Annotated in this window: 12 protein-coding genes; 7 read left to right on the forward strand and 5 right to left on the reverse strand. The window is 65.0% G+C overall.

The genetic code is table 11. From position 1 onward, the window contains the following. Window positions 1-77: 77 nt before the first annotated feature. The 5 genes from gudD to V9L20_RS02010 all read right to left on the reverse strand — a co-directional run bounded on the left by gudD (window position 78) and on the right by V9L20_RS02010 (window position 4815). A complete protein-coding gene (gene gudD / locus V9L20_RS01990; RefSeq protein WP_337295283.1) occupies window positions 78-1433 on the reverse strand; it encodes a glucarate dehydratase in 1356 nt (451 codons plus the stop codon). 28 nt (window positions 1434-1461) lie between these two features. Continuing rightward, entirely contained in the window at window positions 1462-1911 is a 450-nt protein-coding gene (locus V9L20_RS01995; protein ID WP_337295284.1) for a nuclear transport factor 2 family protein, read from the reverse strand. 50 nt (window positions 1912-1961) lie between these two features. Continuing rightward, complete coding sequence (kdgD, locus tag V9L20_RS02000) at window positions 1962-2873, reverse strand: 5-dehydro-4-deoxyglucarate dehydratase (RefSeq protein ID WP_337295285.1); 912 nt, start codon at window positions 2871-2873, stop codon at window positions 1962-1964. Window positions 2874-2940: 67 nt separating this feature from the next. Further along, window positions 2941-3918 (reverse strand): Bug family tripartite tricarboxylate transporter substrate binding protein, encoded by a 978-nt coding sequence (locus V9L20_RS02005; protein WP_337295286.1) that lies wholly within the window; start codon window positions 3916-3918, stop codon window positions 2941-2943. An 81-nt stretch (window positions 3919-3999) separates the two neighbouring features. Further along, a complete protein-coding gene (locus V9L20_RS02010) occupies window positions 4000-4815 on the reverse strand; it encodes a FadR/GntR family transcriptional regulator (protein ID WP_337295669.1) in 816 nt (271 codons plus the stop codon). A gap of 188 nt (window positions 4816-5003) precedes the next feature. Between V9L20_RS02010 and V9L20_RS02015 the strand changes: the two genes are divergently transcribed. From V9L20_RS02015 to V9L20_RS02045, 7 genes are all read left to right on the forward strand, one after another. Further along, the gene (locus V9L20_RS02015) at window positions 5004-5837 is read left to right on the forward strand and encodes an NAD-dependent epimerase/dehydratase family protein (protein ID WP_337295287.1); all 834 of its coding nucleotides are present in this window, start codon (window positions 5004-5006) and stop codon (window positions 5835-5837) included. Between the two features lie 8 nt (window positions 5838-5845). Beyond that, a complete protein-coding gene (locus tag V9L20_RS02020) occupies window positions 5846-6745 on the forward strand; it encodes an SMP-30/gluconolactonase/LRE family protein (protein ID WP_337295288.1) in 900 nt (299 codons plus the stop codon). Between the two features lie 35 nt (window positions 6746-6780). Further along, window positions 6781-7749: a TRAP transporter substrate-binding protein gene (locus V9L20_RS02025; RefSeq protein WP_126747413.1), complete on the forward strand. Its 969-nt coding sequence runs from the start codon at window positions 6781-6783 to the stop codon at window positions 7747-7749. Between the two features lie 200 nt (window positions 7750-7949). After that, entirely contained in the window at window positions 7950-8396 is a 447-nt protein-coding gene (locus tag V9L20_RS02030; RefSeq protein ID WP_260590673.1) for a TRAP transporter small permease, read from the forward strand. After that, on the forward strand, window positions 8387-9685 hold the full coding sequence (locus tag V9L20_RS02035; protein ID WP_337295289.1) for a TRAP transporter large permease: 1299 nt from the start codon (window positions 8387-8389) through the stop codon (window positions 9683-9685). Before V9L20_RS02030 ends, V9L20_RS02035 begins: the two co-directional genes overlap by 10 nt. Window positions 9686-9719: 34 nt before the next feature. Then, complete coding sequence (gene garD / locus V9L20_RS02040) at window positions 9720-11327, forward strand: galactarate dehydratase (RefSeq protein ID WP_337295290.1); 1608 nt, start codon at window positions 9720-9722, stop codon at window positions 11325-11327. Window positions 11328-11357: 30 nt separating this feature from the next. Further along, window positions 11358-12119, forward strand: a complete 762-nt coding sequence (locus tag V9L20_RS02045) for an SDR family NAD(P)-dependent oxidoreductase (protein ID WP_126747416.1) — start codon at window positions 11358-11360, stop codon at window positions 12117-12119. Window positions 12120-12132: the final 13 nt, after the last annotated feature.

Below are 12132 nucleotides of genomic sequence, written 5' to 3' on the forward strand. Positions count from 1 at the left end.
TCCTTGCTGCTCGATGAAAAGAAAGAAGCCGGGCACTGGGTGTCCGGCTGCGGAAATGGAAACGGGAGACTAAACCTTCAGCGGACCAGACATGGTTTTTTATTGTCGAAAGTCCACCCGGGGATCAGGTATTGCATGGCCTGCGCATCGTTGCGCGCACCCAGCCCGTGCTTCAGGTAGAGCTGATGCGCCTTCTCGACCTCGTCCATGTCGAGCTCGACGCCAAGCCCGCCGCGAGTCGGCACCTTCACGAAGCCGCCCTCGATCTGCAGCGGCGCCTTGGTCAGGTGCTGGCCGTCTTGCCAGATCCAGTGCGTGTCGATGGCCGTGACCTTGCCCGGCGCGGCCGCCGCCACGTGCGTGAACATGGCAAGCGACACATCGAAGTGGTTGTTCGAATGCGAGCCCCAGGTCAGGCCCCAGGCCTGGCACAGCTGCGCGACGCGCACGGAGCCCTGCAGGGTCCAGAAGTGCGGGTCGGCCAACGGAATGTCCACCGACTGCAGCGAGAGGCTGTGCACCATCTCGCGCCAGTCGGTCGCCACCATGTTGGTGGCGGTCGGCAGGCCGGTGGCACGGCGGAACTCGGCCATGACCTCACGGCCTGAAAACACGCCTTCGGCACCGCACGGGTCTTCCGCATAGGCCATGACGCCGTGCAAGTCGCGGCAGAGGCGAATGGCGTCTTGCAGCAGCCAGCCGCCGTTGGGGTCGAGCGTGACGCGCGCTTGCGGAAAGCGCTCGTGCAGCGCGCGAATGGCCTCCACCTCTTCTTCGCCGCGCAGCACGCCGCCCTTGAGCTTGAAGTCGGTAAAGCCGTAGCGCGCATGCGTGGCCTCGGCCAAGTGCACGATGGCTTCGGGCGTCATCGCTTCTTCGTGGCGCAGGCGGAACCAGTCGTTGTCGGCGCCGGGGTCGCTCTCGTACGGCAGGTCGGTCTTCTTGCGGTCGCCCACGTAGAACAGGTAGCCGAGCATCTGCACCGCGTCGCGCTGCTGGCCTTCGCCAAGCAGTGCGGCCACCGGCACTCCGAGGTGCTGGCCCAGCAGGTCGAGCAGCGCCGCCTCGACGGCGGTGACCGCATGAATGGTCACGCGCAAGTCGAAGGTCTGCTGCCCGCGGCCCGCGCTGTCGCGGTTGGCGAAGGCGCTGCGCATGCTGTTGAGCACGGCGTTGTACTTGCCGATGGGCTGGCCCACGATGAGGCCGCGCGCGTCTTCGAGCGTCTGGCGGATCTTCTCGCCGCCCGGCACTTCGCCAACGCCGGTGTTGCCGGCGCTGTCGGTCAGGATCAGCAGGTTGCGCGTGAAGAACGGCCCGTGCGCACCGCTCAGGTTCATCAGCATGCTGTCGTGGCCCGCGACGGGCACCACGCGCATGCCGGTGACCACAGGCGCGCCGGAAACGGAAGAGATGGAAGCTGGATTTGTCATTTGCGCGAAACCTGGTGGAGAGCGAATGCTAGATGCGCACGGCTTGGCGGGCCAGCAACTTCCAGTCGTTGCCCTGCTTCTTCCAGATGCCGAGGATCTTCAGCGCCACCTTGCCGGGCTTGCCCGAATCCAGTGTATCGGCCGCCAGCGTGTGGCGCACGATGGCCGTATCGCCTCCGACCACCTTGATGGTCTGCTCGGTGATGGTGATGCTGACGAAGTCCGACTTGCCGGCAACCAGGTCACCGATGAAGCTGTCCTTGGTGTCGACCCGGCCGCCCGAATGGCCGTAGCTCAGGTCGTCGGCCACCAGCGCGCCAAGGGCGGCCGGGGTCGGATCGATCATTGCCACGCGCAGCCGCTCGGCGGCCGCGGCCACCGCCGGCTCCGCCGATGCGCCGCCGCCCGCGGGCATCATCGCGCAGCCCGTGAACACCATGGCCGATGCGGCGGCCAGAAAAAGCTTCTTGATGAACATATGTCGTTGTCTCCGTTGTTGTTGTTGATTGATTCGGCTGTTCGTTCTGCTTACTGCGGGCCGAGCGCGTCGATGAGCGCCTTCAGTTGCTCCATCTCGGCGGGCTTCAAGTCGGTGAGCGGTGCGCGCACCGGGCCTGCGTCGTGGCCGACGATCTTGGCGCCGGCCTTGACGATGCTCACTGCGTAGCCGGGCGTGCGGTTGCGCAGCTCCAGGTACGGCATGAAGAAGTTCTTCAGCAGGCGATGCTGGGTGGCCATGTCGTCGTCGCGCACGGCTTCGTAGAACTGCACGGCGGTCTTCGGAATGAAGTTGAAGACAGCCGACGAATACACCGGCGTGCCCATGGCCTTGTAGGCCGCGGCATACACCTCGGCCGTGGGCAAGCCGCCCAGGTAGGCAAAGCGATCGCCCATCTTCTGGTAGATGGCAACCATGGCTTCGATGTCGCCGATGCCGTCCTTGAAACCGACGAGGTTCGGGTTGCGCTCGGCCAGGCCGGCCAGCGTGTCGGGCTTGAGGCGGCTGGTGGCGCGGTTGTAGACGATCACGCCGAACTTCACGCTCTTGCAAACCGCCTCGACGTGCGCGGCCAGGCCTTCCTGGCCGGCTTCGGTCAGGTAGTGCGGCAGCAGCAGGATGCCGTGGGCGCCGGCCTTCTCGGCCTCTTGCGCGCACTGGATGGCAAAGCGGGTCGGGCCGCCGGCGCCCGCGATGATCGGCACCACGCCGCGGCAGGTGTCGACCGCGGTCTTGATGATGCCGGGGTACTCGTCGCCCGTCAGCGAGAAGAACTCACCCGTGCCGCCGGCCGCGAACAGCGCGCTTGCGCCGTAGGGAGCAAGCCACTCGAGACGCTTCTCGTAGCTGCTCTTGTTGAAGTCCCCGTTCGCGTCGAAGTCGGTCAACGGGAACGAGAGCAGGCCGGAGCCCATGATGGTCTTGAGTTCTTGCGGGTTCATAGGAATGAAGAAAACGTGAGGATGGAAGAAAAGATCAAAGAAAAAAGGTGCCGCGCTCGCAGCGCGATCAGTCGAGTTTGATGCCGGCGTCGGCAACCACCTTGGCCCAGCGCACGCGCTCCTTGCCGAAGAACTGCTCTTCCTCGGCCGGCGCCATGGTCACGACCTCGGCGCCCTGCCCTGCGAGGCGCGAGCGGATGTCGGCCGAGCGGATGACGGTGATCAACTCCTTGTTCAGGCGCTGCACGATGGCGTCCGGAGTGCCCTTGGCAACCCGCACGCCCTGCCACGTGCCGGACTCGAAGCCGGACACGCCCTGCTCCGCAATCGTGGGCACTTCGCCGATGAGCGGCATGCGCGTCGACTTGGAAACACCGAGCACCTTGAGCTTGCCGCTCTGCACGTGCGGCAGGGTGGCGAGCATGCCGTTCATCAGGATCTGGGTCTGGCCTGCCACGGTGTCTTGCACCGCCTGCACGCCGCCCTTGTAGGGCACGTACTGCCAGCGCGCGCCGCTGGCACGCTCGAGCGCCACGCCGGCAAGGTGCGGCGCGCTGCCCGTGGCGGTCACGGCAAAATTGATGTCCGACTTTTTCGACAGCGCAATCAGCTCTTTCAGGCTGTTGGCCTGCACCGACGGGTGCACCACGAGCAAGTGCGGCGAATAAGCCAGCATGGTCACGCCACGCAGGTCCTTCGAGGGATCGAACGGCAGCTTGGTGTAGACAGAGGGGCTGATGGCGAGCGCGCCCACGTCGCACAGCAGCAGCGTGTAGCCATCGGGCTTGGACTTGGCGACGTAGTCGGCACCGAGGTTGCCGTTGGCGCCCGGCTTGTTCTCGACGATGACCGGCTGGCCGAGTGCTTCCGAGAGCGGCTGGCTGATGGAGCGGGCAATGATGTCGGACGAACCGCCCGGCGGGTAAGGCACCACAATACGAATCGGCTTCGATGGCCAGTTGTCGGCTGCATGCGCAGCGCCGCTGGCTGCAAGTACACCGCCGCCGAGGGCGCCGAGCATCAGATCGCGTCTTTTCAAACTCATTCAAGTCTCCAGCTGGTTTGTGTTGTCAGTCATCGTACAACTACAAACAACGATTGTCCAGCGTATTGCTGGAAATTTCGCTCAGGACGACGTCGGCGGTGTGGTGGCGGCCGTCTGCTGGGCCGCTTCCTGCGCCACGCGCAACCGCTCGCGGCTGTTGGTCAGGTGGATGCGCATGGCCGCGCGGGCCGATTCAGGATCGCGGCGCGCAATCGCTGCGTAGATCTCTTCGTGCTCGCGGTTCACGCGGCTCAGGTACTCGCCGCGCCGGTCATAGTTGCGAATGGCGGTGATGCGCGTGCGCGGAATGATCGTGGTGCCAAGGTGGCTCATGATGTCCGCGAAGTACGGATTGCCCGTGGCTTGGGCGATCTGCAAGTGAAAGCGGAAGTCCGGCGCCACCGTGTCCCCTGCCACCGCCACGTTGCGTTCGAAATCGTCGAGCGCCTGGCGCATGGCCAGCAGGTGCTCCTCCGTGCGGCGCGAGGCGGCCAGCCCTGCGGATTCGGTCTCGAGGCTGATGCGAAGCTCGAGCACCGCCAGCACGTCGACCGAGTTGGCAATGTCGGTCGAATCGAGCCGGAACATACCCGCCGCGCGTGGCTGCAGCACGAAGGTGCCGACGCCGTGATGCGTTTCCACCAGTCCGGCGGCCTGCAGCTTCGACAGCGCTTCGCGCACCACGGTGCGGCTCACGCCGAACGACTTCATGATGGCCGATTCGGTGGGCAGCTTGTCACCCGGGCGCAGCGACTGGTTGCGAATTTTTTCGCCCAGGTCTTCGACCAGCCCGTGGGCCAGGCCGCGCGGGCGCGCGCGCCCCACAAAGGAGCCGCCGCCGGCGACTTCCGTCGCCGCATCCGAAATTGAGGGATTACCCGTAGCCGTTTGGACCATGGTCAAGATAATAATCCCCTATTAGTTGTACGACAACAGATAACTTATCACTCCAATCCTTCGTAAGTGCCGCTCTATCCATCGGCCGGTTATTTGGACTGACTCGATATCCGGATGAAGTTTGCCGCCTGATTAGGCCGCCTGGATTCACGGCCGACAGGAACCCACCCATTCACGCGCCAATAAACATGTCGACGTCCTCACAAGTTTCAAACAACAAGCTCCACCGGATTCTGCTTACCGGTGCGGCCGGCGGGTTGGGCAAGGTGTTGCGCGAACGCCTGCGCCCCTATGCCGAGATCCTGCGCCTTTCCGACATTGCAGCGCTCGCGCCTTCCGAGGGGGCACACGAAGAGACCGTGCCTTGCGACCTTTCGGACAAAGCCGCGGTGCATGCGCTGGTCGAGGGCTGCGACGCCATCGTGCACCTTGGCGGCGTTTCGGTCGAGCGTCCGTTCGAGGAGATTCTCGAAGCCAACATCAAGGGCGTGTTCCATATCTATGAAGCCGCCCGCCGCCACGGGGTGAAGCGCGTGGTGTTCGCGAGCTCGAACCACGTGATCGGCTTCTACAAGCAGAACGAACGGCTCGACGCCGGCGTTGCGCGCCGGCCCGACGGCTACTACGGCCTTTCCAAATCGTTCGGCGAAGACGTGGCGCAGTTCTACTTCGACCGCTACGGCATCGAGACCGTGAGCATCCGCATCGGCTCGTCTTTCCCCGAGCCGCTGAACCGCCGGATGATGAGCACGTGGCTGAGCTACCGCGATTTGACAACGCTGATCGAAAAATCGCTCTTCACGCCCGACGTGAAGCACACCGTGGTCTACGGCATGTCGGCCAACCGCGATGTGTGGTGGGACAACAGCGCGGCGGCGCACCTGGGTTTCGTGCCGCAGGACACCTCCGAAGTGTTCCGCGACAAGGTCGAGGCCCAACCGCCCGTGGCGCCGACCGATCCGAATGCCATCTACCAGGGCGGCGCCTTCACGGCGCAAGGCCCGTTCGGCGACGCCCGATGACTGCCGGCATGAAAGCCGAACTTGTTCTCGACGTGCAGTGCGCGACCGGCGAAAGCCCGGTCTGGCGCGCGGATGAACAGGCGCTCTATTGGGTCGACATTCCGGCCAGGCACCTGCACCGCTGGCACGCCCCAACGGGTGAACACAGCCGCTGGACCGGCGACGAAATGCTCGCCTGCATCGCGCCGCGCGCGGGCCACCCGGGCGAATGGATTGCCGGCATGGAAAGCGGGTTGTTCGCAATCGCAACGCGCGCCGACGGCACGCTGGCCGCGAGCCCCATTGCCGGCGCGGCGCATGCCGAACACGGCATGCGCTTCAACGACGGCCGCTGCGACCGGCAGGGCCGCTTCTGGGCAGGCACCATGCAGATGGACATGGCGGCCGCGCACGAGGTTGGCCGCGTCTACCGCTACCAGGCCGACGTGAACGCGGGTGCCGCATTGCGCCCGCAGTTCGAACACATGATCGTTCCGAACGGCCTCGCCTTCAGCCCCGACGGCAAGACCATGTACCTCTCGGACTCGCATCCGCTGGTTCAAACCATCTGGGCCTTCGACTACGACATCGACACCGGCACTCCGCATGGCCGCCGCGTGTTCGTCGACATGAAGCCGCTGCCGGGCCGCCCCGATGGCGCCGCGGTCGACGCCGACGGCTGCTACTGGATCTGCGGCAACGACGCAGGCCTGGTGCACCGCTTCACGCCCGACGGAAAGCTCGACCGCTCGCTCGAAGTGCCTGTCAAGAAGCCCGCAATGTGCGCCTTCGGCGGCCCGCAACTCGACACGCTCTACGTGACATCGATCCGCCCCGGCGGCGACCTGTCCGATCAACCGCTGGCGGGCGGCGTTTTTGCACTGCGCCCGGGCATCAAGGGTCTGCCGGAACCCGAATGCCGTTTCTGATTGCTTTTTAACCACCAACCCGAAGAGGAAGACAAATGAAATACAACCGCCACCTGATTGCGCTGGCCGCCGGCCTGTGCGCCATGGCTGCAGGCGCCGTCGAGTTCCGCTCGGCCGACGTGCACAACAGCGACGACTACCCCACCGTCGCGGCCGTCAAGCACATGAGCGAACTGCTCGACAAGCGCAGCAACGGCAAATACAAGATCAAGGTGTTCAACAAGAGCGCACTGGGCAGCGAGAAGGAAACGCTCGACCAGGTCAAGATCGGCGCGCTCGAAATGAACCGCGTGAACATCAGCGCGCTCAACTCGATCTGCCCCAAGACGCTGGTGCCGACGATGCCCTTCCTGTTCGACTCGATCGCCCACATGCGCAAGTCGCTCGACGGCCCCATCGGTGAAGAAATCCTGAAGGGCTGCGAGCACGAAGGCCTGGTCGGCCTGGCCTTCTACGACAGCGGCGCGCGCTCCATCTACGCCAAGAAGCCGGTGAAGACGCTGGCCGACGCCAAGGGCCTGAAGATCCGGGTGCAGCAGTCCGACCTGTGGGTTGCACTGGTGAGCGCCATGGGCGCCAACGCCACGCCAATGCCCGCTGGCGAGGTGTTCACCGCGCTCAAGACCGGTCTTATCGACGCTGCTGAAAACAACATTCCTTCGTACGACGGTTTCAAGCACTACGAAGCAGTGAAGTTCTATTCGCGCACCGAACATTCCATGGCGCCTGAAATGCTCGTGATGTCCAAGGCCATCTACGACAAGCTGCCCAAGGCCGACCAGGACCTGTTCCGCGCCACGGCCAAGGAATCGGTCGCGTTCCAGCGCAAGAAATGGGACGAGCAGGAAGCCAAGTCGCTCGAAGTCGTGACCAAGGGCGGCGCCCAGATCGTTGCCGACGTGGACAAGGCCTCGTTCCGCTCGGCCATGACGCCGGTCTACACCAAGTTCATCTCGACGCCTGACCTGCAGCGCCTGGTCAAGGCCGTGCAAGACAACAAGTAGCGTGCCCCGGCCCTTCCCGTTCTGCGGGGAGGGCCCCACCCATATTCAGGGAAATTCCCATGACACTTACCGTTCCCGCGGTAGACACGATGGCGACCGGAGTGCCGGTCGAGCTCGAAGACCTGGTCAATCCGAACGGACGCCCTCCGTCCAACCACGCCTATTCCCGCTTCTGCGCATTTCTCTCCAAGGCCAGCTTGATGCTCGCCGTGGCGATGCTCATCACCATCATCGTGTGCGTTCAGTACCAGGTGGTCGGCCGCTATGTCTTCAACGACACGCCCACGTGGGCTGAAGGCCTTGCGCTGCAGCTGGTGCTGTATGTCACCGCGCTCGGCGTTGCCGTGGGTGTGCGCGATGCCGGCCACATCGGGCTCGACTCGCTGGTGGTGCTGCTGCCCGAATCGCTGCGCCTGAAGATCGAAGTGCTGATTCATGCGTTGGTTGCGCTCTTCGGCGGAATCATGGCGTGGAGCGGCTGGATCTGGACCTCGCTCAAGTGGACCGACATCAAGCCCATGATGGGCATTCCGGTGGGTCTGGACTATCTGGCGCTCGTGATCGCGGGCCTCCTGATCGTGCTTTTTTCGATTGAACATATCGTCGCCCTGCTGCGCGATGAAGAAGTGGTGCCCGCGTGGAACTGACTGTCCTCTCTCTCGTTTTCCTGGTGCTGCTGGTGCTGGGCGTACCGGTCGCGTTCTCGATCGGCCTGGCCTCCGTCGCAACGGTGCTCTATGCGGGCCTGCCCGTTGCCGTGGTGTTCCAGAAGATGGTCGGCGGCATGCAGATCTTCTCTTTCCTGGCCATTCCGTTCTTCGTGTTTGCCGGCGAGCTGATGCTCTACGGCGGCATTGCGCAGCGCATCGTCCGCTTTGCGAACAGCCTGGTGGGCCACGTGCGCGGCGGCCTGGGCATGAGCAACGTGATCGGCTGCACGCTGTTCGGCGGCGTTGCCGGCTCGCCAGTGGCCGACGTCTCGGCCATGGGCTCGGTGATGATTCCGCTCATGAAGAAGGAAGGCTACGACGCCGACTACGCCGTCAACGTGACGACGCACGCGGCCCTGGTGGGTGCGCTGATGCCCACGTCGCACAATCTGATCATCTTCACGCTCGCGACCACCGGCATTGCGTCGGTCAGCGTGCTGAGCCTGATTCTGGCCGGCCTCATTCCGGCGCTGCTGCTCACGCTGTGCAACCTGGCCGCGGCCTACTACGTGGCAATCCGCCGCGGTTATCCGATCCGCGGCGCCTTCCCCGGCTGGGGCGAGGTGCTGGCGGCGTTCATCGGGGCGCTGCCCGGCCTGATGATCGTGGTGATCATCCTGGCGGGCATTCTGTCGGGCGTGTTCACCGCCACCGAATCGGCCGCAACGGCCGTGCTGTGGGCGCTGGGCGTCACGGTGCTTGTCTACCGCTCGCTCAGCCGCAAGGACTTTCTCAAGGCCTGCGCCAAGGCATGCAAGACGACCGGCGTGGTGCTGCTGCTGATCGGTATTTCTTCCGCCTTCGGCTACTTCATGGCCCTGTACGAAGTGCCGCAGAAGACCGGCGAGCTCATGACCAGCGTCTCGAGCGATCCGTGGGTCATCTTCCTGATGATCAACGTGCTGCTGTTCGTGCTGGGCACCTTCCTGGACATGGCCGCGACGATCCTGATCTGCACGCCCATCTTCCTGCCCATTGCCATGCAGTTCGGCATGAGCCCGGTGCAGTTCGGCATCGTCATGCTGATCAATTGCGCGCTCGGCCTCAACACGCCGCCGGTGGGCACCACGCAGTTCATAGGGTGTGCGATCGGAGGGGTATCGGTCGGGCAGGTGATGCGGTCGATCTGGCCGTTCTATGGTGCCCTCTTGATCTGCCTGATGCTCGTGACCTACGTGCCGGCGTTCTCGATGTGGCTGCCCGACCTCGTCAACGCGGTGAAGTAACAGCAAAGACCCGCAACGCAACGCTCGTTTCCCGATGGCCGACTCACCCCTCCCCTCTTCCGCGGCGGCGCGCCCGCCGCACCGCATCCACATGCACGCGGCGGACAACGTCGCCATTGTTGCCAACGATGGCGGGCTGAAGGCCGGCGCCACGTTCGCCGACGGCCTGGTGCTGGTCGACAACGTGCCGCAGGGCCACAAGGTCTCGCTGACCGACCTGGCCGAAGGCGACGCCGTCGTGCGCTACAACGTGCCGATCGGCTACGCGCTCAAGGCCATTCCGCGCGGCAGCTGGGTGCACGAGCGGCTGCTCAGGATGCCCGCCGCGCGCGAGCTCGAGGGCCTGCCGATCGCCACCGTCAAGCCGCCTGCGCCACCGCCGCTCGAGGGCTACACCTTCGAGGGTTACCGCAACCTGGACGGATCGGTGGGCACGCGCAACATCCTCGCCATTACGCAAACCGTGCAGTGCGTGGCGGGCGTGGTCGACTTCGCGGTGCAGCGCATCAAGGCCGAGCTGTTGCCGAAGTACCCCAACGTCGACGATGTGGTGGGCCTTTCGCACAGCTACGGCTGCGGCGTGGCCATCGATGCGCCCGATGCGGTCATCCCGATCCGCACGCTGCGCAACATCAGCCTCAACCCGAATTTCGGCGGCGAGGTGATGGTCATCAGCCTGGGCTGCGAAAAGCTGCAGCCCGAGCGGCTGCTGCCGCCCGGCAGCATTGCGCTGGTGGATGAGCGCAACGTGGCCGACATCGGTGAGACGGCCAATGCCAAGCTCGACGTGGTGTGCCTGCAGGACGACGCCCACGTGGGATTCATGTCGATGATCGATTCGATCATGCGGCAGGCCGAAGAACACCTGGAGCGGCTGAACGCCCGCAGGCGCGAAACCGTGCCGGCCAGCGAGCTGGTGGTGGGCGTGCAGTGCGGCGGCAGCGATGCCTTCTCGGGCGTCACGGCCAACCCGGCCGTGGGCTTTTGCACCGACCTGCTGGTGCGCGCCGGCGCCACCGTGATGTTCTCGGAAGTGACGGAGGTGCGCGACGGCATCGACCAGCTCACCTCGCGCGCAACCACGCCCGAAGTGGCCGAAGCCATGATCCGTGAGATGGCGTGGTACGACGCCTACCTGGACCGCGGCCGCGTCGACCGCAGCGCCAACACCACGCCCGGCAACAAGAAGGGCGGGCTCTCGAACATCGTCGAAAAGGCCATGGGCTCGATCGTGAAGAGCGGCAGCGCGCCGATCTCGGGCGTAGTCTCCCCGGGCGAGAAGGCAAGGCAGAAAGGCCTGCTCTACGCCGCAACACCCGCCAGCGACTTCATCTGCGGCACGCTGCAGCTGGCCGCCGGCATGAACCTGCACGTGTTCACCACGGGCCGCGGCACGCCCTACGGCCTGGCCGAGGTGCCGGTGATCAAGGTGGCCACGCGCAGCGATCTTGCGCGCCGCTGGCACGACCTGATGGACGTGAACGCAGGCCGCATTGCCGATGGCGACGCCACCATCGAAGACGTGGGCTGGGAAATGTTCCGCCTGATGCTCGACGTGGCCAGCGGCAGGAAGAAAACCTGGGCCGAACAGTGGAAGCTGCACAACGCGCTGGTGCTGTTCAACCCCGCTCCCGTGACCTGACTTCATTCGACGACCTCGAAAGGAAACACCATGGAAGACCTCAAAGGCAAGACAGCGCTCATCACCGGTGCCAGCACCGGCATCGGCGCGGCCGTGGCCGTTGCATTCGCGGCGCGCGGCATGCGCGTGGCGGTGCACTACAACAGCTCGGCCGATGCCGCCAACCAGGTCGTCGAGACCATCCGCAAGGCCGGCGGCGACGCCTTCGCGCTGCAGGGCGACGTGCTCGACACCGCCGCCATCCGCGAATGCGTGAAGCAGACGGCCGCGCGCTTCGGCCGCATCGACGTGCTGGTGAACAACGCGGGCAGCCTGGTGAAGCGCGTGCCCATTGCGGAGTTCGACGATGCGCTGTTCGACGAAGTGATGCACATCAACGCACGCTCGGTGCTTGCGTTTGCGCGCGAGGTGGTGCCGCTCATGCGCACCCACGGTGGCGGCAACATCATCAACGTGACTTCGGTGGCGGCACGCACCGGCGGCGGCCCCGGCGCCTACCTGTATGCGGGCTCGAAGGGCTTTGTGAGCACGGCCACGCACGGTCTCGCACGGGAGCTCGTCGGCGACAAGATCCGCGTGAACGCGGTGGCGCCCGGCGTCATTCAGACGCCGTTCCAGGACCGCTTCTCCACGCCCGCCATGCTCGAGTCGTTCCGCGCCGGCATTCCGATGGGACGCATCGGCACGCCTGACGAATGCGTGGGTGCTTTCCTCTACCTGGCCTCCGAGCAGCTTTCGGGCTATGTGACGGGCCAGGTGATCGAGGTGAACGGCGGGCAATACATGCCCTGACGGCCAGACGAAT

Source organism: Variovorax sp. CCNWLW225 (assembly GCF_037204045.1).
Lineage (GTDB): Bacteria > Pseudomonadota > Gammaproteobacteria > Burkholderiales > Burkholderiaceae_C > Variovorax.